The organism is Paenibacillus sp. J45TS6 (assembly GCF_018403285.1).
In the GTDB taxonomy this organism is placed as follows: Bacteria; Bacillota; Bacilli; order Paenibacillales; family Paenibacillaceae; genus Paenibacillus.
The window spans coordinates 106,823-129,156 of record NZ_BOSJ01000002.1 but is presented as its reverse complement, the minus strand read 5'-3'; the positions used below and the strand labels follow the sequence as shown (position 1 = coordinate 129,156).

Here is a 22,334-nt window from a genome sequence, read left to right as displayed (position 1 = left end):
ATGCTGGAGGCTTCTGCGCAGTGGGGCCAGCTTATTACCATTCTGATAATGGCGGTAGCACTGGGTTTGGATGCATTTTCTCTAGGAATAGGGATTGGTATGAAGGGAATTCGATTATTGCATATACTTCGGTTGAGTATTTTAATTGCAATATTTCATGTCCTCATGCCGCTCGTTGGATTTTATGCAGGTGAGTATTTTAGTTCCTTGCTTGGACAAGTTACCTCCTATGTAGCTGGGGGACTGTTGCTTTTGCTGGGAGCTCATATGATTTTTAATGCGTTTCGTTCGGGAGAGACTAGCTTCATGGATCACCGTACGTTTACGGGTACATTGATGTTTGCTTTTAGTGTGAGTATTGACTCCTTTTCCGTTGGGGTGACTCTCGGTATGTTCCGCACTGACTTATGGCTCACGTTATTTGCTTTTGGGCTGTGTGGGTTTCTAATGTCGGTTGTGGGACTACTTATTGGCAGAAGAGCAAATCGCAATATGGGTGAATATGGAGAGGCAGTAGGAGGCGCGATTTTACTTGCTTTTGGTCTCTTGTTTATTCTCTGATATAAGGCAGCTTGCTGTGTAATTTTGCGTATTAGGTCAAAGCAATTTACAATAGAAATGATCTCCTGCGGATGGGGAAAAGATTGATATCGGCTTTACAGGCCCTGATGGAGGTGAAGAATATGAAACATATTTTATTTGTTTGTACAGGCAATACATGCCGAAGTCCGATGGCAGAAGGGTTACTCCGAAAAGCTGCAGCAGAACGTGGAGTTGATCTAAAGGTTCGATCTGCTGGTGTTGCAGCAACAGATGGGAGTATGATTTCTCGTCACGCAAAAGCGGTACTTCAGGATCACGATATTCATGACTCGATTACATCTTCCTCACTTACATCGGAACACGTAGAGTGGGCAGATCTTATTTTGACATTAACCGGTTCTCATAAGCAGCATGTGCTTCACTTCTTCCCGAATGCAGCAGACCGAATCTTCACGCTGAAGGAATATACGGAAGATAATGTACAAATCCTTGAGGATCTTAAAGAGAGAGATCGTTTGTATGCAGAGCTGGAAATGAAACTGTCACTTGGTCAAGAGATTGAAGCAGCCGAGCGTCAGCGAATGATTGAGATCCAGCAGCGTATCCCAAGTTTTGATATATCTGATCCGTTTGGCGGCAGTAAAGAAGATTACGATGTCACAGCGGCAGAAATTCGTTTAGCAATAGAGCGACTTCTGGATAAGCTGTAATATACAATATAAAAAAATTACAGTAAGCAATCATAAATGGTTGATTTCTGCCATCTGATGTTCTATGATGAGATGGAATGTAAAAATAGATTCCAGTGTAACTGGCGACAAGTGTGGATTAAACCACGATGGAGCACTGGAAATATCGGCCGGTCGCCTGGGCAAAAGAGCATTTCTGTGCGTATCTATACGTGCAGACTGCTCTTTTTTCGTCTTTCGTCATTTTTTTCGTTATAATAAATGAAAAAAGGGCGAGGCGAACACCATCATTGATGTTTGTTCACTTGAGTTATGCCCTTACCTTTTGATTATGCTCGTCATAGAAGGGAAGGATAGAAGGCAATGGAACAACAGAAGTCTGCTTCAGAATGGCATGAGCTTGTCCAGCATACGGCAGAGATTCTAAGAGAACTTGCTGAAGCTGGGGATTTAGGCCCTGGAAAAGTCGTTGTTGTCGGAACGAGCACAAGCGAAGTAGCCGGCAAACATATTGGTACAGGCGGTGCTTTAGAAATTGCCCAGTCCTTACTTAATGGGATCAACGAGGTAAAGGAATCCTTTGGTTTTGAAGTTGTGTTTCAATGTTGTGAGCACCTCAACCGAGCACTCGTAATGGAAAGGCATTTACTCGAACGCTTAGGTCTGACCGAGGTTTCTGCGGTACCCATTCCAACCGCCGGCGGTTCTATGGCAGCAGCAGCTTATCGTTCTTTGACAGAGCCTTGCCTCGCGGAGACGATCGAAGCTCATGCAGGAATGGATATTGGAGAGACGCTCATAGGGATGCATCTTCGCAGAGTGGCCGTACCCTATCGTACAAAAAGACGGTATATTGGCGAGGCTCGTGTGACAACAGCGATAACAAGACCGAAACTTATCGGGGGTCAGCGCGCAGTGTATCAGATGGAGACATCAAGTAATACCTCAACATGTGATTAACTTTTTTTCATATTATTTTATTTCTTAGGAGGAATTATCATTATGGAACAATTGCGTAAAAGTGACCCTGCTGTACTGGAAGCTATGAATTTGGAACTGAAACGTCAGCAAAATAACATTGAATTAATTGCATCCGAGAATATCGTATCTGAAGCGGTTATCGAAGCAATGGGATCTGTTCTTACGAACAAATATGCAGAAGGATATCCAGGCAAACGCTATTATGGCGGTTGTGAACATGTGGATATCGTAGAAGATATCGCTCGCGATCGTGCAAAAGAATTGTTCGGAGCAGAACATGTCAATGTTCAGCCTCACTCTGGTGCACAAGCAAACATGGCAGTTTATCTTGCAGCACTGAAACCAGGCGATACTGTTCTTGGTATGAACCTGGCACATGGCGGTCATTTAACGCACGGCAGCCCGGTGAATGCTTCCGGTCTTTTGTATAACTTTGTTTCTTACGGTGTACAAGAAGACACGTTCCGTATTGATTATGATGATCTCCGCAAAGCGGCATTTAAACATCGCCCTAAAATGATTGTTGCAGGTGCGAGTGCTTACCCGCGTACGATTGATTTTGAAGCAATTGCTAAAATTGCACACGATGTGGGTGCGTTGTTCATGGTCGATATGGCTCACATCGCTGGTCTAGTAGCAGCTGGCCTTCACCCAAGTCCAGTTCCGCATGCGCACTTTGTTACTACAACAACACACAAAACACTTCGCGGACCGCGCGGTGGTATGATTATGACTACAAAAGCATGGGCTGCAGCCATTGATAAAGCCGTATTCCCTGGTTCACAAGGTGGTCCTTTGATGCATGTGATCGCGGCAAAAGCAGTAGCTTTGGGTGAGGCATTACAGCCATCATTTAAAACTTATGCTCAGAACGTGGTGAAGAATGCTCAAGTATTGGCAGAAACCCTGATCGCTGAAGGTCTCAATATTGTATCTGGCGGAACAGACAACCACTTGATGCTTATCGATACACGCAGTGTAAACATTACGGGAAAAGAGGCAGAACATGTCCTTGATTCCATCGGTATTACAGTAAACAAAAATGCAATTCCATTTGATCCAACCAGTCCTTTCGTAACCAGCGGTATCCGTATTGGTACACCAGCGGCTACTTCCCGCGGTATGGATGAAGCAGCTATGGTCGAGATTGGCAAGATCATCGCGAAGACGCTGAAAAACACGAAAGATGCGGCTGTTCTTGAAGAAGCAAAACGTCAAGTTACGGCGCTTACCGATAAATTCCCGCTTTACCCTGATCTGAAGTACTAAAAATGAGTAATATTACCCATACTAATAAATAGCTCTCGTAAGCTGTTTATTTCAAGTAGACCGAAGCTGCTTTTTGTAGTTTCGGTCTTTTTTGATCGATGTCCCGAAGCTGTCACGGTTTATAGTGTAATTTGAGGATAGGGAATGATATAATATACAGGATTTATCGACAGGTTTTGTTTCTGTGAGCAGGAACTGCCCGGAGTTGATAATGGAAGATGAAACTACCGGAGGGACAAACAATGGGAAAATTGGTGGTATGTGATCACCCGTTGATTCAACACAAATTGACAATTATTCGTGACATGCGCACGAACACAAAGGATTTTCGCGAACTTGTAGATGAAGTAGCAACTTTAATGGCTTACGAAATTACACGTGATATTCCACTCGAAACAATAACAGTACAAACTCCTGTTGCAGAGACAGAGGGAAAAGTGATTTCGGGCCGTATGCTCGGACTTATTCCGATTCTTCGTGCAGGGCTGGGTATGCTTGATGGCGTAGTGAAACTCATTCCGGCAGCAAAAGTAGGACACGTAGGACTATTCCGTGATCCTGAAACATTGCAGCCTGTTGAATACTATACGAAGCTTCCAACAGACGTAACAGAGCGCGAACTCATCGTGATTGATCCGATGCTGGCAACTGGCGGATCTGCTATTGAAGCGATCAACGTACTTAAGAAACGCGGCTGTACTCAGATTAAGATGATGAACCTGATTGCTGCGCCAGAAGGCGTGAAAGCAGTTCAAGAGGCACATCCTGACGTAGACATTTATGTTGCGGCAATGGACGAGCGCCTGGATGAGCATGGTTACATCATTCCGGGTCTTGGAGATGCGGGAGACAGACTGTACGGCACCAAATAAAGAAAATTGGTATAAAAAGGGGCTCTTGAGCAATGTCTAAAATTAAAGTAATGACGGTATTCGGAGTGCGCCCTGAAGCAATCAAGATGGCTCCACTCATTTTGGAGCTGGAACGTCACTCCGAAGATATCGAATCCATTGTATGTGTAACGGCCCAGCATCGTCAGATGCTGGACCAAGTACTTGAAGTTTTTAACATTACACCGGATTACGATCTGGATGTCATGAAAGAGCGCCAGACGCTGAATGAAGTTACCGTTCGTGTACTGGAAGGCCTTGAACCCGTCCTGCGGGAAGCGAAGCCTGACATCGTTCTGGTTCATGGAGATACCCTGACTACATTCCTAGCAAGTTATGCTGCCTTTTTACAGCAAATTAAGGTAGGTCATGTAGAAGCTGGGCTTCGTACCTGGAATAAACTTTCTCCATATCCAGAAGAAATGAACAGACAACTAACAGGGGTTTTGGCAGATTTACACTTTGCTCCAACAGATATGTCCGGAAGCAATTTACTGCGTGAAAATAAATCGGAATCAAGTGTATTTGTCACAGGCAACACCGTTACAGATGTGTTTCAATATACAGTACGCGAAGATTACAACCACCCTGTGTTGGAATTTGCTAAGGGAAAAAGATTGATTTTGATGACGGCGCATCGCAGAGAATCACAAGGTGAACCGCATCGAAATATATTCAAGGCGGTAAAACGCATTGCAGATGAATTCGAGGATATTGCAATTGTATATCCTGTACATCCAAGCCCAGCTGTTAAAGAACCAGCTTATGAGCTGCTTGGAAACCATCCGCGCATTAAGCTGATTGATCCGCTGGACGTAGTGGATTTCCATAACATTTATCCACACACACATCTGATCCTAACGGATTCCGGTGGAATGCAGGAAGAGGCTCCTTCATTCGGAGTGCCTGTTCTTGTTCTTCGTGATACAACGGAAAGACCAGAGGGGATTGAGGCAGGAACACTGGAACTGGTTGGTACAGACGAGGAAAATGTATATGCAAGAACAAAAGCATTATTAACAGATTCAGAACTGTACGCTTCAATGAGCGAAGCAGCAAATCCTTACGGCGATGGACATGCTTCCGAGCGTATTGTCAGTGCGATTTTGCACTATTTCGGTAAAAAAGAAGAACGCCCTGAGACTTTTCACAGAAAGTTCAAAAAATAATTCAACCTTTCCATGTCTAGTATAGACAGTAGAGCGTACAGTTAAACTGTACGGTTTATAAGGGTTTGAAAGATTTTCTGATTTTCTTTCAGGATTTTTCAGTGTTTCTTACAGCCAGAACAGGTTGTTCTACCGATTGACAAACGCTTTAACCATTCAGTAAGATAATTGGGATTGGACAAACTTGACACATTTTTCATCTTTTTCTCTCGATTTCAGAGGAAAAAGAATTATTAACTCATTTTCCATATACAGCGCTTTCTAGGGATGGGTTGTGTCTAATTATGAATCAGGATAAACCGTGGTTGATTGCTTTGAGTATCGGTGGTTCAGGCATCCTGCTGGCTGCTTACATAACGATCGGATACTTTATAGGAAAGTGGCTCATGAATGCTGTGAATGGACCGAGTTTCTGGATTGCTATTGGCTGTCTATTAGGTCTTGTTTTAGGTGTTCTAAATATAGCCCTTTTTATTAAGAAGTTTTTGGGGGAACAAAATGAATGATTTGTCTTCCATTGTAAATGCTGTTACAAGAGCGACGTTTCTCCTTTTATCGGGATCACTTCTCGTATGGGTGATATTCCCTGAACAACGTCCTTTGTTTTTAGGCCTCATCATTGGTCTTGCAGCAGGGTTGTTTAACTTTAGATATCTGTATATCAAAATCCACCAGGTTTCAGAGAGTGTAGTAACTCCTGGAAGCAAATATGTGAGTTTTGGTTTCTTGTCACGGATGTGTATCTCTCTTCTGGCTATCATGCTGGCTGTGAGATTTGACCAGATATCAGTGGGTTTTACAGTGATGGGTCTTTTCACGGTGCAGATTTTGGCAATTCCAATTAGCATTATGGTAAACGCTAGATCAAGAAAATAACATTACTATGGGGAAAGGGGTGAATAAATCAATATGCATGACTCACCGATTATCGAACTCGGAGGATTGAACATTGACCTTTCCGCTGTTTTAATGCTCACAGTGACGGTGCTATTCGTGTTCATACTTGTTCGTTTGTGTGTTCGGAATCTATCTGTAGAGAATCCTTCAAAAGTACAAAATTTCATGGAATGGGTCGTTGAATTCGTTCAGAACATTGTGGCAAGTGCCATGCCTTTAAGTAAAGGTAAGCCTTACATAACTTTGGGGTTAACACTGATTCTGTTTATTTTCGTATCCAACATGCTTGGTTTGCCGTTCTCTATTATCTCGGAACATGATGAGCCAGCAAGTATATTCGGACACGTAATTGAAGCGACCAGAAGTCTTGGTAATGGAGAACATTCAGAAATTCTATGGTGGAAATCTCCTACCGCAGATATTTCGATTACCGCAGGGCTTGCGATTATTATCTTCATTCTGATGAATTATCTTGGATTGAGATACAACCGTAAGCATTACCTGAAACACTACATCGAACCGTTTCCTGTGTTTCTGCCGCTGAACATTATTGAGAACTTGGCGAAGCCGATCGCCCTTGCGATTCGTTTGTTTGCCAATATTTTTGCGGGAGAGATTCTGATCTCTACCATTCTCAAAATGGGATGGCTTGGTATTCCAGCCATGATGGCATGGCAAGGATTCAGTATTTTTGTAGGTGCATTGCAAGCCTTCATCTTCACGATCTTGTCGATGGTGTACATCGCTCAGACGACAATTCACGAAGAACACTAGATATCTTTTCCACAATAATAGTAACTCCAAAACTGTTTGTAAGTAAGGAGATTATTATATTAAGTTAGGTTAACAAAAAATGTATATATATTTCGAGGAGGAAATTTAAAAATGGAAATGTTAGCAGCAGCTATCGCAGTAGGTTTGGGTGCACTTGGTGCAGGTCTTGGTAACGGTATGATCGTAAGTAGAACAGTTGAGTCTATCGCTCGTCAACCAGAAGCTCGTGGACCATTGCAAACAACTATGTTTATCGGTGTTGGTATCGTAGAGGTAGTACCTTTGGCAGCTACAGTTATCGCGTTCTTGATTATGTTTTCATAATATCAGAAGTAACGGTTTGGCGGGGAGGGCGATGCCATCCGCGCCTTCGTTTTTGTTACGATACAGGAATGAACGGAAAGGAGTGACGTGAGTGCACATTTTATGGGAAAACATTGCTATTACCATTGTTGCGTTCTTGATCCTTTATTGGCTTTTGTCCAAGTATGCATTTAACAAATTGTTCGCTATTATGGAGCAGCGTCGTGAGTTAGTTGCTTCCCAGCTTAATGAAGCAAAACAAACTCGTGAGCAGGCTACCCAATATGTAGAAGAGCAAAAAGCGGCTTTGCAAGAAGCGCGTAATGAAGCTCAAAGTATTATTGAACAATCTCGCAAAACAAGTGTAAACCAAACAGAGCAAATGCTGAATGAAGCAAAACAAGAAGCAGAGCGTCTGAAACTGGAAGCTGTTCGTGCGATTGAGAGTGAGAAGAATAAAGCGGTTGAATCCCTCCGCAGTGAACTTGGAGCAGTATCTGTACAGATCGCATCCAAGATTTTGGATAAAGAAGTTAAGCAAGACAACGTTCAGGAAGAGCTTGTTGAAAAGTATCTGAATGAAGTAGGAGGCAGACCATGAGTAGGGATTCGGTAATCGCCAAGAGATATGCAAAAGCGTTGTTTGAAGTGGCGATCAAAAATCAATCCGTACTGGAAGTCGAAGCCGAGCTTCACGCGGTTGCAACCTCTATTACAGGAGATCGCGACATCGTTAAATTTATCTCTTCTCCAAACGTCAGTGTTGCTTCGAAACTGAGTGTTGTAGACAACAGTCTGCAAGGCAAAGTATCGGAGCCGGTCTTAAATACAATTAAACTGCTTATCGAACGTAACCGAATCCATGCACTGGAATCCGTCGTGGAAAGTTACATGAAATTCGAATCCGATTCACTTGGAATGGTTAATGCGCGTGTGTATTCGACATATGAGCTTAGCCAGGAAGAGAAAGATACAGTTGCTAAAGATTTTAGTGCTCGTATTGGTAAACAAATTCGCATTGAAAATGTGATTGATAAAAGCTTGATTGGCGGACTTAAAGTTGCCATCGGCGATACAATTTATGACGGAAGTCTGGCAGGCCAGCTGAAACGTCTAGAACAGTCTTTTACAAGACGAGTAAAGTAGTGAGGGGTGAGGACGCTTGAGTATCAGACCTGAGGAAATTAGTACTATCATTAAAAATCAGATCGAACAATACAAAACGGACATCGAAGTCAGCGAAGTTGGTTCTGTAATCGAAGTCGGTGACGGGATTGCCCGTGTTTATGGACTCGAGAACGTAATGTCCGGTGAGCTCGTAGAGTTTTCTACAGGCGTATTAGGCCTAGCGCTTAACGTTGAAGAAAGCAACGTAGGTATCGTTATCATGGGACCTTACACAGACATTCGTGAAGGAGACCAAGTAAAACGTACAGGACAAATCATGCAAGTTCCGGTAGGGGAAGCTTTGATCGGCCGTGTCGTTAATGCAATGGGACAACCCGTTGATGGCAAGGGTCCGCTTGCAACAGATGAATTCCGCCCGGTAGAAAACCAGGCACCTGGCGTTATGGCCCGTAAATCGGTTCATGAGCCAATGCAAACAGGAATTAAAGCGATTGACGCAATGGTACCGATCGGCCGCGGACAACGTGAGCTTATCATCGGTGACCGTCAAACAGGTAAAACAGCGATTGCGATTGATGCGATCCTTAACCAAAAAGGCAGCGGAATGAAATGTATCTACGTTGCTATTGGACAGAAACAATCCACCGTTGCACAAGTAGTTGAAACACTTCGTCGTAATGGTGCAATGGAGTATACAACGGTTGTAACTGCATCTGCTTCTGAGCCTTCACCACTTCTCTACATAGCTCCTTATGCTGGTTGTGCAATGGGTGAGTACTTTATGTACAAAGGTGAGCATGTGCTCGTAGTGTATGATGACTTGACTAAACAAGCATCTGCATACCGTGAACTTTCCTTGCTGCTTCGTCGTCCTCCGGGTCGGGAAGCTTACCCAGGTGACGTTTTCTATCTGCATTCCCGTTTGCTCGAACGTGCAGCTAAACTGAATGACGAACTTGGTGGTGGTTCATTAACCGCTCTGCCATTTATTGAAACGCAGGCATCTGACGTTTCTGCATACATCCCAACGAACGTAATCTCAATTACCGATGGTCAGATCTTCCTGGAAGCAGACTTGTTTAACTCAGGTCAACGTCCAGCGATCAACGTAGGTATCTCGGTATCCCGTGTTGGTGGTTCCGCTCAGATTAAAGCAATGAAAAAGGTAGCAGGTTCCCTGCGTCTGGATCTAGCTCAATATCGTGAGCTTCAAGCGTTCTCCCAATTCGGATCCGATCTTGATAAATCAACACAAGCTCGTCTGAACCGTGGTGCGCGGATGATGGAAATTCTGAAGCAAGATGTGCATAAGCCACTTCCTGTTGAACAACAGGTTGTCAGCTTGTATACAGCGACTAAAGGATATCTGGATGAAATCCCAGTAGGTGATGTAACTCGTTTTGAGAGAGAATATCTCTCATTCATGGAAAGTAATCACCCTGAGATTCTTGAATCCATCCGTACAACGAAAGAGCTTACTGCAGATAATGAAGCCGCTCTGAAAAACTCTATCGAGAAATTCAGAAACAGCTTCTCTAAATCATCGAACTAAGCCGCATCGTATTCCATATCAAAGAACCAAAGAAGGGCTGCGCGAACACAACGTACGCCGCAGTCCCTCTTTCTTATATGAAGTAAATGCTTACGAAGATCGTTTTGATTTCGTCAAAACTTAAGTAACGCTCTCGAAGATCGTTTTGACTTCGTCAAAACTTTAAGTAACGCTCTCGAAGATCGTTTTGACTTCGTCAAAACTTTAAGTAATGCTCTCGAAGTTAGTTTTGACTTCGTCAAAACTTTAAGGTGGTGAAAACATGGCAAAAGGTATGCGCGAAATCAAGCGTCAAATCAAAAGTGTTCAGAGCACGAAGCAAATTACCAAGGCAATGGAGATGGTTGCTGCCTCCAAGCTTAGAAAAGCGCAGGAGAAAGCAGAAGCTGCAAAACCATATTCCGAGAAGTTGAAGGAAGTGGTAACTAGCATTGCATCCTCTTCTTCAGAGGTTACCCATCCCATGCTGGTGACTCGTCCTGTCAAAAAGACGGCTTACCTCGTAATTACTTCAGATCGTGGTCTTGCAGGTGGATACAATGCCAACGTTCTTCGTCAGGTAACCCTGACTCTTAAGGAACGCCACACCTCTAAAGACGAATATGTTCTGTTTGTAATTGGACGGAAAGGTCGCGATTTCTTCAGACGCCGTGAGCAACCGATTGGTATGGATGTTACAGATTTGTCGGACTCCCCAACATTTGCTGATATTAAATCCATTGCGAACGAAACCGTTTCTGGATTTGAAGCAGGAAAATATGATGAGATCTATATCTGTTACAGCCAATTTGTAAATGCAATTACCCAGATTCCTACGGTTGAAAAACTTCTTCCGATGGAGAGACCGGAGAATAAGAAGACGGAAGCTTCTGCTCAATATGAGTACGAACCTTCAGCAGAGGCAGTACTGGAAGCTCTTTTGCCTCGCTATGCCGAGACTTTGATCTATGGTGCACTTCTGAATGGTAAAGCAAGTGAACTTGGAGCGAAAATGACAGCAATGGGCAGTGCAACGAAAAATGCATCCAAGCTCATTGGAGAATTATCGCTTACTTATAACAGAGCACGTCAAGCTGCGATTACGCAGGAAATTACAGAAATTGTGGCTGGAGCAAGCGCGCAGTCTTAATTTAATTAAGTACGGATAAACAATGAAGCTGGTCAGAATAATGCTCGCTCACATTTATATGAATGGTGACAGGAGATTATTACTGCTATAGCTTGTAGGAGGGAACTGAAGATGAACAAAGGACGCGTTGTCAGCATTACGGGTGCGGTTGTTGACGTTGAGTTCGACCGTGACGGACTTCCCGATATTAATAATGCAGTTACAATCAACACAAAGACAAGCGATGGTAAAGAAATTAACCTTACGCTTGAAACAGCGAAACATCTAGGCGATAACCGTGTACGCTGTATTGCAATGTCTTCTACAGATGGTCTCGTTCGTGGTGCAGAAGCAATCAATACAGGTGCACCTATTTCTGTACCCGTAGGGGAAGCAACTTTGGGCCGGGTATTTAACGTACTTGGTAATCCAATCGATAATGGCGGTGCAATTGAAACGGCTGTTCGTAATCCGATTCACCGTTTAGCACCTACTTTCGATGAGTTGTCTACACAAGCAGAAATGCTGGAGACAGGAATTAAAGTTATTGATTTGCTTGCTCCATACGCAAAAGGCGGTAAAATTGGTCTTTTCGGCGGTGCGGGTGTAGGTAAAACGGTAACTATTCAGGAACTTATCAACAACATTGCTCAAGAACATGGCGGTATCTCTGTATTTGCCGGTGTTGGTGAGCGTACTCGTGAAGGTAATGACTTGTACCATGAGATGACGGACTCTGGTGTTATCAACAAAACAGCAATGGTATTCGGTCAAATGAATGAGCCTCCAGGTGCACGTCTTCGCGTTGCCTTGACGGGTCTTACTATGGCTGAGTATTTCCGTGATCAAGAAGGTAAAGACGTTCTTCTCTTCATTGATAACATCTTCCGCTTTACTCAAGCAGGTTCTGAGGTTTCTGCCCTTATGGGACGTATGCCATCAGCGGTAGGTTACCAACCTACACTTGCAACGGAGATGGGTCAACTTCAAGAACGTATTACTTCGACGAAATCAGGTTCAGTAACTTCGATTCAGGCAATCTATGTTCCTGCGGATGACTACACTGACCCTGCGCCGGCAACTACATTTGCTCACTTGGATGCAACAACGAACCTCGAGCGTAAAATCTCTGAGATGGGTATCTACCCTGCGGTAGATCCACTTGCATCCAGTTCCCGTATCCTTACTCCAGATGTAGTAGGGGAAGAGCATTATAACGTAGCTCAAGGGGTTAAACGTATTCTTGCTCGTTACAACGAACTTCAAGATATCATTGCGATCTTGGGTATGGATGAGCTGAGCGAAGAAGATAAAATGCTCGTAGCTCGTGCTCGTAAAATCCAACGTTTCTTATCCCAACCGTTCCACGTAGCAGAAGCATTTAACGGATTCCCGGGTAAATATGTTCCTGTTAAAGATACAGTTCGCAGTTTCAGAGAAATCTTAGATGGTAAGTATGACCATCTTCCAGAAGCAGCATTCCTGTACGTAGGAACAATTGAAGAAGCGGTAGAAAAAGCAAAATCAATGGAATAGTCAATTAATCCTAAGGATTAATGACCCAAAGATGAGTTAACTATCCTTCGGATAGAGTTCAGGAGGGATGACAATGAGTACCTTTTTATTGGAAATTGTAACTCCGGAGCGACTCATCTTCTCTGAACAGGTAAATAGCCTGGTTGTACGCGGAGTGGAAGGTGATCTGGGAATCCTTCCTGGTCACGTTCCCTTCGTAACTCCCTTGCAAATTGCACCTGTGTCCATTAAAACGGATGGAAAGGAACTGAAAATCGCTGTTGCAGGCGGTTTTGTAGAGGTTCGCAAAGAGAAGGTAGTCATTTTGGCTGAAAGTGCTGAACTCGCTTCTGAGATTGATGTAATTCGTGCGAAAGCTGCTCTTGAGCGTGCTGAAACGCGTCTAACATCTAGCGGAAGCAGAGATCAATACGATCACCGTCGTGCTGAAATTGCATTACAAAAAGCAATGAACCGACTTAAAGTATCCGGCAACCTATAGAACATAGAACCTGACCATTCGTCAGGTTCTTTTTGTTTTTGAGATTATTTCCGAGGAAATGACAGAAAGAATGCGGATTAGACATGTTTTTGTCAAAAGTATAACAATTCAGAGTTAAATTAAGGTTTCTGGGTTCCAATGTTGTAAGATTGGTTGACAATAAACAATGATCCGAATATGATTTCACAGTATGTGAAATTAATCATTAACAAGAAAGACGGAGGCTGGACATGGATCAACTGTTGAATGATCAAGTTAATCAGGCCATTAGTACAAATAGTCTTGTAGCTATGATTATCTCACTTTCCTGTATTGCGATCGCTTGGTGGTCTTTACAGCACTTGAAGCTCGACTTGATTGTAAAACACCCAAAGAGTGCTCAAGCTAGAATGCTGCAGCTGCTTTTAGCTATTGTGCTGGGACATTTTGTGTCTGATTTCGTGCTTGAATATCTCTCTTGGACACAAATGCTTAAATATCTGTTTTAAAGCTTTCCAGGCTGGTTATATCACTCTTAGGCCAGAATACCTTAAGACAGCTTTTGTCGAATAACATTATGTTTTTATGTGAACAATGAAATTAAAGATATTCATTTGATAACAATGCAATGTCGGTCGTTTTATACGTTGATCCGTATGAAATGGTAAAAAACAATGTAAAATGAAAAATCGCTTGTCTCCCATGAACTTTTAATGTTATGATGTAAGTTAGGGGATTAGCGGAATGACTGCTATTTCTTTGTTTTTAATCACAGTTTCAAATGATTTCGAATAGAAATGGTCTTATATGATGGAAATCATGTCTTCAATCACTAACGAATTTAAAAAATGAAAAGTGCAAACTATTCTTTTCTGAAATACGACATCTTGACGAATGTTGAATAATGATGTCGAATTTTCCGACGGGATCGGACGACAAGTGAAAGAGGAAACTCCACTCGTAAGCAGAAAAAGAAAAATAACGCGCGGAGGGAAACAAGATGAGCAAATTTATCGTCCGCGGAGGCAAGAGATTGACCGGAAGTGTCAAAGTCAGCGGCGCTAAAAATTCAGTTCTTCCGATCATCGCCGCCTCTCTCTTAGGGGAAGAAGGAGTAAGCATTATTACAGATGCACCTCCTTTAGACGATGTGATGACAATTAACAAAGTACTGGAATCGCTAGGAGCGGAAGTTACATACCAAAATGAAGTAATCACCGTAGACGCAACGAATCTTACTTCGTGCGAAGCCCCTTACGAATGGGTTACAAAAATGCGGGCGTCTTTCTTGGTTATGGGTCCTCTGCTAACACGTATGGGTTATACAAAAATATCTCTTCCAGGCGGATGTGCGATTGGTACACGCCCGATTGATCAACACCTTAAAGGTTTTGAAGCAATGGGTGCAGAAATCAGCCTAGGACATGGTTATATAGAAGCAAGGTCAAATGGAAAATTGCGCGGAGCCAAAATTTATTTGGATGTTGCGAGTGTTGGTGCAACTGAAAATATTATGATGGCTGCTGTACTTGCAGAAGGAACAACAATTCTTGAGAATGCAGCAAAAGAACCGGAAATTGTGGATCTTGCAAACTACCTGAATGGGATGGGTGCAAAAGTACGCGGTGCTGGCACAGGCGTGATTCGCATTGAAGGAGTAGAAAAACTTCACGGTGTACAACATGCTGTAATTCCAGATCGAATTGAAGCAGGGACGTATATGGCTGCTGCAGCGATTACAGGCGGAGACGTTTATGTCGAAGGAGCAATTTCCGATCATCTTGGCCCTGTTATCTCTAAGATGGAAGAAATGGGAGTGAAGATTGTCCCTGACGAAAACGGAGTACGTGTCATTGCTGACGGTCCTCTGAAAGCTGTGGATATCAAGACGCTTCCATACCCAGGATTCCCGACAGACATGCAATCTCAAATGATGGCATTGCTGCTCAAATCCCAAGGAACAAGTGTTGTAACGGAAACGGTATTCGAAAATCGATTTATGCATGTGGATGAGTTCAACCTGATGAATGCAGAGATCAAAGTAGAAGGTCGTTCCTCGATTATTACTGGAGGAGCTAAACTTACCGGAGCCAAAGTAACAGCTACGGACTTGCGTGCAGGTGCTGCTTTGATTCTTGCTGGATTGATCGCTGACGGCACAACAGAAGTAGGCGGTGTTCATCATATTGACCGCGGTTATGTGCACCTTGCAGAGAAGCTGAACGGTCTTGGAGCAGACATCTATCGTGTATCGGTAGAAGAGCCGAAGCGTGAAGCGAAATCGACAGAATCCGCTGTAACGGAAACAGAAACAGCAAGATTTAAGGTTCAGCCTACTTTAGCGTAAGCTAACGGATAGAATGGAACCCGATGCAACATTGTGTAAGAAAGAATAAGAAACCAAGCCTTTATAGGCTTGGTGAGACTGTAGACAACTAGCCTATACTAGTATGTCTACAGTCTTTTTTTTATTTATAGTCCCTTTTTATAATGCATGGTCTTTGGTCTATTTAAATGAAGATGGTAGAAGAGGCGTCGCTATCTTTCTTATAAAATAGAGGAAATACATCATTAGTTACTACTATAGTGTGGTCTTAATACTAGGCAACCTCTCATTTATATTCTCTTAATTTGGTTCTATCAGAAGCGAGATCTCCATATGTATGACTTATAAGGTCTATCTGATCTACCGAGCTAGAGCAGCTATCAAATGAGATGTTGGGAGGAGTATAAATGAAGGCGACACGAGGTTCTTCCAAGCCTAAAGAAGAGCTTAATAATAGAAGAGTCCGAATGAAAAGAAAGAAGATTGTAAGCATTCCTTGGCAAGAGGTAACTGAAACTTCCTACGGCCCAGCGGAGATTTTAATAGAGCGGGATGAACAGGGAATCTTAAAAGTTAGAAACTCAAAACAAACGTCTCTTTCTATAGTAAATGGAGTAGGCAGCAAAGAGCAGCTGGGCGGTATAAAAGAAAGACGGGGGCGGGGAGAGGCTTCGCTATCCCCTGCTGCTGAACCCGCTGTGCCTCTTACCGGGCACAGCCAGCCCGTGCATGCACCACAGCTGCATGCACCAAACCCGGCGGGCGGCACCTATAAAGCCGCCCGCTCCTGGCGCCGCGGCTCTGCACCGCGGCGCCCCCGGCGGCCCGGCCCTGCCGCCGCCCTCGCGGGACTAGCCATTGCGGCACTGCTGATTCCAGCAGTGCTTGCCTGGCCCCGCGAGGAAGCACCGCCGAGCTCTGCGCCGGCGGTGCAAGGGCAGACGGCCCCCGCTGCGCAGAATCCTGCCGCAGCAGAGCCGCCTGCCCTTGTCCCTGACACCACACCGGCACCAAAGCCGGCAGTGGTGTATCCCGAACCCGAGGTGCGCGTCTATCTAACGAAAACGCGCACCATTGATACGGTGACGATGGAACAGTACGTCACCGGGGTTGTGGCAGCCGAGATGCCTTCGGACTTCGGCATCGAAGCCCTCAAGGCGCAGGCTATTGCAGCGCGCACGTATGTAACGAAGCGGATGGCTGCGGGAGATCGCAGCGGCATACCGGCCGAGGGTGCGGACGTGAAGGATACGGTCGAGCATCAGGTATACATTCCTTACAATAAGCTCGAAGCTCATTTTAAAGACGCAGGGAAAGAAAAAGAATGGGCCAAGCTCCAGCAAGCCGTAAGGGAGAGCAAAGATACGATAATGACTTATAAAGGGGAGCCGATAACCGCCGCCTTTTTCTCGACTAGCAACGGATATACCGAGAACTCGGAAGATGTATGGCAGCAAGCTGTACCGTATCTACGAAGTGTAGAAAGTCCTTGGGATGCCAAGATTGCTCCGGGCTATGAGGAGAGCGTGACGATGTCCCGTGTTGATTTTCTAAATAAATTGAATGTTACACCGGAAGCAATTCCTGTATCTGTGAGCGGCAAACCGGCAAAGCCCTTTATTCAAGTTCTGTCTACAACTGCGGGAAAACGGATTAAAGAGATTCAGATCGGAAAGAAAGTGTTTACGGGAAAAGAGATAAGAGAGAAGCTCGGGCTGCGATCTAGTGAATTTACGTGGGAAACGAGTGGGGACAAGATTACGATTACAACGCATGGATATGGTCACGGAGTAGGCATGAGCCAGTGGGGAGCCAATGGAATGGCGCAAGAAGGTTATACCGCAACCCAGATTCTAAAACACTACTATAACGGAGTCGCTTTTGGCCAAGCTTCCAAGTTATTATATAAAGGGAATTCATAGTCTCCTTAAAAATCTTGCAAATAAATTTAATAGTACGAGTATAAAAGAGTTGCACCCGGTAACACTTGTTACTGAGGTGATAGAAAATGAATGAACAAAACAAAAATCAAAACCAAGAAAATGCTCCAAAAACAAGTAATGGAGCACCTGAATCACAATCTTCATCCTGGAAAAAGCTGTTGTCCAAACGGTGGGTATACCCGGCAGCTTACATCGCCGCAGCAGCTATTATACTAACTTTAGTGTGGGCCTACCAGGACGCTAGCATGCAGTCTGCTGTGAAAGAAACGACAAAGCAAGTGTCTGAGAATGGCGATGCGGTTCCTACCACTGGAGTTTTGGAAGAAGAACCCGTTACAAGTGAAGTAGAAGGCAAGTCTGAGAATCTAGCATGGCCGGTGGCAGTAGCATCGGAAGTGAATGTAGTGAAACCTTTTTATGACGCTGCAGCGACGACAGATGAGAAAGCACTTGCTTTACTAGAGTACGATCAAACTTTTATTGCTAATGCCGGAATTGATTTAGCAAGAGCCGATGATCAAACTTTTGAAGTCAAAGCTGCACTGAGCGGTAAAGTGACGCGTGTAGAACAACATCCGCTGAATGGAATGGTTGTCGAGATTACTCATGACAATGATCTCAAAACGGTATATCAAAGTATTGCTGATGTAAAAGTAAAACAAAATGATGAAGTAAAACAAGGTGACACCATTGCCATCTCAGGCAAGAGTGAACTTGGCAAGGATCTCGGCAACCACGTACACTTTGAAGTGTACGAAGCAGGAAAACCTGTTAATCCAGAACAATTCCTGAAAAAATAAAATATGTAAGTAAGAACAAAGAAGCAGTGGGACATGCCCGCTGTTTCTTTTGTTTTATAGAAGGAATTCATTTTAGGACAAACCTGTGGATAACAAAACCAAAAATAATTGATCGCTGTAAAGCTTGTCACCCTGTGAAACCGTGAATATCTAAGCATGCCTCTCATATAATGTACCAAACTATCCACAGTAGGGAGGCGGGAGCGTGCACGATTACATTAAAGAACGGACCATAAAAATCGGACGCTGTATCGTTGAGACGAGGAATACGGTCCGTACCATTGCCAAGGAATTTGGCGTTTCAAAGAGCACGGTGCATAAGGATTTGACCGAACGACTGCCGGAAATCAACCCTGATCTTGCCGATCAGGTAAAACACATTCTTGAGTACCATAAATCGATTCGCCATTTACGAGGAGGCGAGGCAACCAAGATTAAATATAAAAAAACGAACGGAAAAAATCGAGAGGTGCTCGCTTCCGGGAAGTCGTAGTGACCATAAAGCTCACGTAGGTCAAAAAGCATACAAATACGTTGAAGACCTCCCCTGAAGTATGATATGTTAAAAGATGGTATAAGCTTAAGCACAAGACTTCTTATCTGCATGATCCGACACAAAATGTAGCTAATAGCGAGCAATGGTTGAAATACATAGGTAAGAAATAAGGAATCATTATACGATCAAAAATATCTCTTTGGGGGCTCTTTTATATGCTAAGCAAGGACATCGGTATTGATCTTGGTACGGCCAACGTGCTCATTCACGTAAAAGGGAGTGGCGTCGTTCTCGACGAACCTTCGGTAGTTGCAATTGAGAGTGGATCGAAGAAAGTACTTGCTGTGGGAGAAGATGCACGCCGCATGGTCGGCAGAACGCCAGGTAACATTATTGCAATTAGACCTTTGCGGGACGGCGTCATTGCCGATTTTGATATTACAGAAATGATGCTTAAATATTTTATTAACCGGGTTGGCGGCAAAAGTTGGTACAGCCGTCCCCGTATTTTAATTTGTGCACCGACAAATATCACCTCCGTAGAACAAAAAGCCATTCGTGAAGCAGCAGAGCGCAGTGGTGCCAAAGAGGTATTTCTTGAAGAAGAGCCCAAAGCCGCAGCGATTGGAGCGGGAATGGATATTTATGAACCGAGTGGGAATATGGTCATCGATATTGGCGGAGGAACCACCGATGTGGCCGTATTATCTATGGGCGAGATTGTTACAGCTTCTTCTATTAAAATGGCAGGGGACAAGTTTGACAAAGCGATTTTGAAATATATAAAAAATAAGTACAAGCTATTGATTGGGGAGCGGACTTCGGAACATATTAAAGTATCCATTGGAACTGTAAAACCGGGAGGTCAGCAGGAAGAGCTCGATATTCGTGGACGTGATATGGTAAGCGGCTTACCTAAAACTGTGACGGTCACTTCAAGTGAAGTGCAAGAGGCACTCGCTGATTCGGTAGCTTCCATTGTAGCTTCGGCTAAGTTTGTCCTCGAACAGACACCGCCGGAATTATCCGCTGATATTATTGATCGAGGTGTGATTTTAACAGGCGGGGGCGCTTTACTTAAAGGACTGGACGAGCTCTTAACCGAAGAACTGCGGGTACCTGTACTCGTTGCTGATGATCCGATGCACTGCGTTGTCAAGGGAACGGGACTGATGCTTAATCATTTGGATCGTTCTCTTAAGAAAAAGTTCTAAAGCACCGATATAGGTAGTAGTTGTAATAATAAGGAGGGACCTGGTGTGATTCGAGGTCTTTATACGGCAGCTGCGGGAATGGTTGCTCAACAGCGTAAACATGATACGGTAACACAGAATATTGCTAATCTTAATACGAACGGTTATAAACAGGTGGAGAGTCTAGTTCGTTCCTTTCCGGAAATGCAGCTTAGCAGAAGCGGCGACTCCTCTAGTCTCGGCAGTAAGGTGATTGGCAGCTTAAATACAGGCGTATTTGCTGAAGAAAGCATGTCTATGAATGTTCAGGGGGATCTTATACCCTCCGATAAAATAACAGATTTTGCGTTATATTCAGATCTTAGGGTTACCAATCCGAATACAGGCGAAGCGATTCCTTTTGATGCTTCAGGTAAGTACATCAGTGATAATGGGGATGTAATATATAAGCCGCAGGCTTATTTTACCGTACAAGATGAGGAAGGCAACGTAAAATATACCCGGGATGGCAGTTTTCAAGTGGATGCGGAAGGCAGACTGCTAAGTTCAACGGGCTTTGAGGTATTGTCAGATAATGGTGAACCTATTCGATTGACAGGCGCCATGAATCAATTTAAAGTGGACGAGCAAGGACAGCTAGTGAATCCTCTTACAGGAGCAATCACTGGTGAGAGACTTGGTATTACCATCGTGGATGACCCTTATCAGCTAGTCAGAGAAGGTAATGGGAATTATGTACTAAGCTCGGATCGTGCGGGATCAGCGCGTTTGCTTGGTGCAGAAGACCGGGTTCAAGTGAAGCAGGGATTCTTGGAACGTTCGACAGTGGATTCAGCTCAGTCGATGGTTGATTTAACAGCAGCTCTTCGAGCCTATGAAGCCAATCAGAAAGTAATTCAATTTTACGATAAAAGCTTGGAAAAAGCCGTAAATGAAATCGGGCGTGTGTAGAGGTACTACATATTTTTGAAGTTTGGGGGATTATATGAATAATTCAATGATCAGTGCTCTCGTATCCATGACGAGCATGCAGCAGCGATTAGATCTGATCGCGAATAACGTTGCGAATGTAGACACGGCAGGTTACAAGAGCAAACAAGCTTCATTTGAAGATGTACTGACAGGTGTTCAGCAGCAGGCTTCCTCTTTGTCACGGGATGGCAGAGCAACGCCGCTCGGTTTTAATGTAGGCTATGGTGTGAAGATGACATCGATTACTCAAGATATGGCACAAGGGGAACTAAGTGAGACAGGAAATCCCACAGACTTGGCTATTGAAGGAAATGCGCTGTTTGCTGTAGAAGTGAATGGTCAAAAAGCATGGACAAGAGCAGGCGATTTCCGTTTTGTACCGGATGAATCGGTTCAGGACCCAGATGCAGCACCGCGAATGAGACTCGTAACGAGTGATGGTTATGCTGTGCTTGGAAGAGATAATCAGCCTATTACTGCACCGGCAAATGCTACCGTAGCATTTGATTCGAGCGGTAACTTATTAGTGCGTGACAGTGGCTCCTTGAGTGCAAGAATTGCGGGGCAACTTCAACTCGTTGAACCCATGCGCCCTGAAGGGCTCGCAGCTAGCTCAGATAACTTGTTCAGCTTAATTTCCGGAGCCAGCGAAAACATGGTTTTTGGAGAAAATGCGGCAACTACGGTGCCTGAAGCGACCATTCGGGCAGGTTATTTAGAGAATTCCAACGTAGATCTAACGAGTGAGATGACGAAAATGCTTGAAGTACAGCGCACATACCAGCTGGCTGCCCGCGCACTGAGTTCAAGTGACACGATGATGAATCTTGCGAATACAATGAGGGCATAGGTGAAGGTTATGACTGAAGAAGAAAAAGTAGAGAAGAAGAAGGGATCTTCACGGAAGATCTTACGCCGGCTTCTGATTCCGCTGCTTTTGTTAATTGCTTTAATCGGAGGTATGTTAGTCGGTTATGTGGTCGTTGGCGGGAGAGATATCGGATCTGCCTTTGACTATCAAACATGGAAACATATATTTGATCTTGTTTTTGCACCTTAATCGGGTAGGCAGAGCGTAGTAAAGTGGATCGTTATAAAAACGGAACTCCTGTGAAGCAGGAGTTTTCTTTTTGTTCCCGAAAAATGTATAATGATGGGGGACTTTGCGGTGTATACTGCAAACACAAAAAGGGCTGATTCCCTTAGACCGTCAGTACGAACTGTGCGGCACAAAGGAACAAGCCCCTTATCTCAACCTTCACTACTGCAGTTAATGAAGGATATAATTAGTATGGACTAAGAATA

The 22,334-nt window shown here is 44.0% G+C and carries 26 protein-coding genes and 1 riboswitch; all 26 genes read left to right on the top strand.

Going from position 1 to position 22,334, the window contains the following annotated elements; translation table 11 throughout:
* Entirely contained in the window at positions 1 to 561 is a 561-nt protein-coding gene (locus tag KJS58_RS03320) for a manganese efflux pump MntP (RefSeq protein WP_213530435.1), read from the top strand.
* A gap of 122 nt (positions 562 to 683) precedes the next feature.
* Entirely contained in the window at positions 684 to 1,253 is a 570-nt protein-coding gene (locus tag KJS58_RS03315) for a low molecular weight protein arginine phosphatase (protein ID WP_213530433.1), read from the top strand.
* Between the two features lie 87 nt (positions 1,254 to 1,340).
* A riboswitch (ZMP/ZTP riboswitch) is annotated at positions 1,341 to 1,423 on the top strand.
* Between the two features lie 172 nt (positions 1,424 to 1,595).
* Complete coding sequence (locus KJS58_RS03310; protein WP_213530431.1) at positions 1,596 to 2,192, top strand: TIGR01440 family protein; 597 nt, start codon at positions 1,596 to 1,598, stop codon at positions 2,190 to 2,192.
* 39 nt (positions 2,193 to 2,231) lie between these two features.
* The gene (locus KJS58_RS03305; RefSeq protein WP_283771241.1) at positions 2,232 to 3,482 is read left to right on the top strand and encodes a serine hydroxymethyltransferase; all 1,251 of its coding nucleotides are present in this window, start codon (positions 2,232 to 2,234) and stop codon (positions 3,480 to 3,482) included.
* 242 nt (positions 3,483 to 3,724) lie between these two features.
* Positions 3,725 to 4,354, top strand: a complete 630-nt coding sequence (gene upp / locus KJS58_RS03300) for a uracil phosphoribosyltransferase (protein ID WP_160032709.1) — start codon at positions 3,725 to 3,727, stop codon at positions 4,352 to 4,354.
* A gap of 32 nt (positions 4,355 to 4,386) precedes the next feature.
* Positions 4,387 to 5,541, top strand: coding sequence for a non-hydrolyzing UDP-N-acetylglucosamine 2-epimerase (gene wecB / locus KJS58_RS03295; RefSeq protein ID WP_213530427.1), 1,155 nt, complete (start codon positions 4,387 to 4,389; stop codon positions 5,539 to 5,541).
* Positions 5,542 to 5,825: 284 nt separating this feature from the next.
* On the top strand, positions 5,826 to 6,047 hold the full coding sequence (locus KJS58_RS03290; RefSeq protein WP_213530425.1) for an AtpZ/AtpI family protein: 222 nt from the start codon (positions 5,826 to 5,828) through the stop codon (positions 6,045 to 6,047).
* Positions 6,040 to 6,417: an ATP synthase subunit I gene (locus KJS58_RS03285; protein ID WP_213530422.1), complete on the top strand. Its 378-nt coding sequence runs from the start codon at positions 6,040 to 6,042 to the stop codon at positions 6,415 to 6,417. Before KJS58_RS03290 ends, KJS58_RS03285 begins: the two co-directional genes overlap by 8 nt.
* 33 nt (positions 6,418 to 6,450) lie before the next feature.
* Positions 6,451 to 7,212: a F0F1 ATP synthase subunit A gene (gene atpB / locus KJS58_RS03280; RefSeq protein WP_213530420.1), complete on the top strand. Its 762-nt coding sequence runs from the start codon at positions 6,451 to 6,453 to the stop codon at positions 7,210 to 7,212.
* A gap of 111 nt (positions 7,213 to 7,323) precedes the next feature.
* Positions 7,324 to 7,536 carry a F0F1 ATP synthase subunit C gene (gene atpE, locus KJS58_RS03275; protein ID WP_091160819.1) on the top strand — a complete coding sequence of 71 codons (213 nt, stop codon included), beginning with the start codon at positions 7,324 to 7,326 and terminating at the stop codon, positions 7,534 to 7,536.
* A 91-nt stretch (positions 7,537 to 7,627) separates the two neighbouring features.
* Positions 7,628 to 8,116 carry a F0F1 ATP synthase subunit B gene (atpF, locus tag KJS58_RS03270; RefSeq protein ID WP_160032714.1) on the top strand — a complete coding sequence of 163 codons (489 nt, stop codon included), beginning with the start codon at positions 7,628 to 7,630 and terminating at the stop codon, positions 8,114 to 8,116.
* On the top strand, positions 8,113 to 8,661 hold the full coding sequence (locus tag KJS58_RS03265; protein WP_213530418.1) for a F0F1 ATP synthase subunit delta: 549 nt from the start codon (positions 8,113 to 8,115) through the stop codon (positions 8,659 to 8,661). Before atpF ends, KJS58_RS03265 begins: the two co-directional genes overlap by 4 nt.
* Positions 8,662 to 8,677: 16 nt before the next feature.
* Positions 8,678 to 10,195 carry a F0F1 ATP synthase subunit alpha gene (gene atpA, locus KJS58_RS03260; RefSeq protein WP_160032716.1) on the top strand — a complete coding sequence of 506 codons (1,518 nt, stop codon included), beginning with the start codon at positions 8,678 to 8,680 and terminating at the stop codon, positions 10,193 to 10,195.
* A 262-nt stretch (positions 10,196 to 10,457) separates the two neighbouring features.
* Positions 10,458 to 11,324 carry an ATP synthase F1 subunit gamma gene (atpG, locus tag KJS58_RS03255; RefSeq protein ID WP_191800555.1) on the top strand — a complete coding sequence of 289 codons (867 nt, stop codon included), beginning with the start codon at positions 10,458 to 10,460 and terminating at the stop codon, positions 11,322 to 11,324.
* Positions 11,325 to 11,435: 111 nt separating this feature from the next.
* Positions 11,436 to 12,839 (top strand): F0F1 ATP synthase subunit beta, encoded by a 1,404-nt coding sequence (gene atpD, locus KJS58_RS03250; RefSeq protein ID WP_213530417.1) that lies wholly within the window; start codon positions 11,436 to 11,438, stop codon positions 12,837 to 12,839.
* Between the two features lie 73 nt (positions 12,840 to 12,912).
* Complete coding sequence (locus KJS58_RS03245; RefSeq protein WP_213530416.1) at positions 12,913 to 13,320, top strand: F0F1 ATP synthase subunit epsilon; 408 nt, start codon at positions 12,913 to 12,915, stop codon at positions 13,318 to 13,320.
* Positions 13,321 to 13,550: 230 nt separating this feature from the next.
* Positions 13,551 to 13,808 (top strand): DUF1146 family protein, encoded by a 258-nt coding sequence (locus KJS58_RS03240; protein ID WP_213530415.1) that lies wholly within the window; start codon positions 13,551 to 13,553, stop codon positions 13,806 to 13,808.
* Positions 13,809 to 14,193: 385 nt separating this feature from the next.
* Positions 14,194 to 14,364 carry a hypothetical protein gene (locus tag KJS58_RS03235; RefSeq protein WP_213530414.1) on the top strand — a complete coding sequence of 57 codons (171 nt, stop codon included), beginning with the start codon at positions 14,194 to 14,196 and terminating at the stop codon, positions 14,362 to 14,364.
* Positions 14,300 to 15,646, top strand: a complete 1,347-nt coding sequence (gene murA / locus KJS58_RS03230; protein ID WP_213530413.1) for a UDP-N-acetylglucosamine 1-carboxyvinyltransferase — start codon at positions 14,300 to 14,302, stop codon at positions 15,644 to 15,646. The genes KJS58_RS03235 and murA overlap by 65 nt, the downstream gene beginning before the upstream one ends.
* A 386-nt stretch (positions 15,647 to 16,032) precedes the next feature.
* Positions 16,033 to 17,547, top strand: a complete 1,515-nt coding sequence (gene spoIID, locus KJS58_RS03225) for a stage II sporulation protein D (protein WP_249716874.1) — start codon at positions 16,033 to 16,035, stop codon at positions 17,545 to 17,547.
* Positions 17,548 to 17,633: 86 nt separating this feature from the next.
* Positions 17,634 to 18,368, top strand: coding sequence for a M23 family metallopeptidase (locus KJS58_RS03220; protein WP_213530412.1), 735 nt, complete (start codon positions 17,634 to 17,636; stop codon positions 18,366 to 18,368).
* A gap of 205 nt (positions 18,369 to 18,573) precedes the next feature.
* Positions 18,574 to 18,861, top strand: coding sequence for a sporulation transcriptional regulator SpoIIID (gene spoIIID, locus KJS58_RS03215; protein ID WP_160032722.1), 288 nt, complete (start codon positions 18,574 to 18,576; stop codon positions 18,859 to 18,861).
* A 218-nt stretch (positions 18,862 to 19,079) separates the two neighbouring features.
* Complete coding sequence (mreB, locus tag KJS58_RS03210; RefSeq protein ID WP_213530411.1) at positions 19,080 to 20,078, top strand: rod shape-determining protein; 999 nt, start codon at positions 19,080 to 19,082, stop codon at positions 20,076 to 20,078.
* 45 nt (positions 20,079 to 20,123) lie between these two features.
* Positions 20,124 to 21,008: a flagellar hook-basal body protein gene (locus KJS58_RS03205; protein WP_213530409.1), complete on the top strand. Its 885-nt coding sequence runs from the start codon at positions 20,124 to 20,126 to the stop codon at positions 21,006 to 21,008.
* A gap of 34 nt (positions 21,009 to 21,042) precedes the next feature.
* A complete protein-coding gene (locus KJS58_RS03200) occupies positions 21,043 to 21,879 on the top strand; it encodes a flagellar hook-basal body protein (protein WP_213530408.1) in 837 nt (278 codons plus the stop codon).
* A gap of 9 nt (positions 21,880 to 21,888) precedes the next feature.
* Positions 21,889 to 22,089, top strand: a complete 201-nt coding sequence (locus KJS58_RS03195; RefSeq protein ID WP_213531019.1) for a DNA-directed RNA polymerase subunit beta — start codon at positions 21,889 to 21,891, stop codon at positions 22,087 to 22,089.
* The last annotated feature ends 245 nt before the right edge of the window (positions 22,090 to 22,334 follow it).

What these genes read in the sequence shown, in the direction of transcription:
- KJS58_RS03320 (WP_213530435.1), top strand. Translation starts at nt 1, where the DNA reads ATGCTGGAGGCTTCTGCGCAGTGGGGCCAGCTTATTACCATTCTGATA.
- KJS58_RS03315 (WP_213530433.1), top strand. Translation starts at nt 684, where the DNA reads ATGAAACATATTTTATTTGTTTGTACAGGCAATACATGCCGAAGTCCG.
- KJS58_RS03310 (WP_213530431.1), top strand. Translation starts at nt 1,596, where the DNA reads ATGGAACAACAGAAGTCTGCTTCAGAATGGCATGAGCTTGTCCAGCAT.
- upp (WP_160032709.1), top strand. Translation starts at nt 3,725, where the DNA reads ATGGGAAAATTGGTGGTATGTGATCACCCGTTGATTCAACACAAATTG.
- wecB (WP_213530427.1), top strand. Translation starts at nt 4,387, where the DNA reads ATGTCTAAAATTAAAGTAATGACGGTATTCGGAGTGCGCCCTGAAGCA.
- KJS58_RS03290 (WP_213530425.1), top strand. Translation starts at nt 5,826, where the DNA reads ATGAATCAGGATAAACCGTGGTTGATTGCTTTGAGTATCGGTGGTTCA.
- KJS58_RS03285 (WP_213530422.1), top strand. Translation starts at nt 6,040, where the DNA reads ATGAATGATTTGTCTTCCATTGTAAATGCTGTTACAAGAGCGACGTTT.
- atpB (WP_213530420.1), top strand. Translation starts at nt 6,451, where the DNA reads ATGCATGACTCACCGATTATCGAACTCGGAGGATTGAACATTGACCTT.
- atpE (WP_091160819.1), top strand. Translation starts at nt 7,324, where the DNA reads ATGGAAATGTTAGCAGCAGCTATCGCAGTAGGTTTGGGTGCACTTGGT.
- KJS58_RS03265 (WP_213530418.1), top strand. Translation starts at nt 8,113, where the DNA reads ATGAGTAGGGATTCGGTAATCGCCAAGAGATATGCAAAAGCGTTGTTT.
- atpG (WP_191800555.1), top strand. Translation starts at nt 10,458, where the DNA reads ATGGCAAAAGGTATGCGCGAAATCAAGCGTCAAATCAAAAGTGTTCAG.
- atpD (WP_213530417.1), top strand. Translation starts at nt 11,436, where the DNA reads ATGAACAAAGGACGCGTTGTCAGCATTACGGGTGCGGTTGTTGACGTT.
- KJS58_RS03245 (WP_213530416.1), top strand. Translation starts at nt 12,913, where the DNA reads ATGAGTACCTTTTTATTGGAAATTGTAACTCCGGAGCGACTCATCTTC.
- KJS58_RS03240 (WP_213530415.1), top strand. Translation starts at nt 13,551, where the DNA reads ATGGATCAACTGTTGAATGATCAAGTTAATCAGGCCATTAGTACAAAT.
- KJS58_RS03235 (WP_213530414.1), top strand. Translation starts at nt 14,194, where the DNA reads ATGTTGAATAATGATGTCGAATTTTCCGACGGGATCGGACGACAAGTG.
- murA (WP_213530413.1), top strand. Translation starts at nt 14,300, where the DNA reads ATGAGCAAATTTATCGTCCGCGGAGGCAAGAGATTGACCGGAAGTGTC.
- spoIID (WP_249716874.1), top strand. Translation starts at nt 16,033, where the DNA reads ATGAAGGCGACACGAGGTTCTTCCAAGCCTAAAGAAGAGCTTAATAAT.
- KJS58_RS03220 (WP_213530412.1), top strand. Translation starts at nt 17,634, where the DNA reads ATGAATGAACAAAACAAAAATCAAAACCAAGAAAATGCTCCAAAAACA.
- mreB (WP_213530411.1), top strand. Translation starts at nt 19,080, where the DNA reads ATGCTAAGCAAGGACATCGGTATTGATCTTGGTACGGCCAACGTGCTC.
- KJS58_RS03200 (WP_213530408.1), top strand. Translation starts at nt 21,043, where the DNA reads ATGAATAATTCAATGATCAGTGCTCTCGTATCCATGACGAGCATGCAG.
- KJS58_RS03195 (WP_213531019.1), top strand. Translation starts at nt 21,889, where the DNA reads ATGACTGAAGAAGAAAAAGTAGAGAAGAAGAAGGGATCTTCACGGAAG.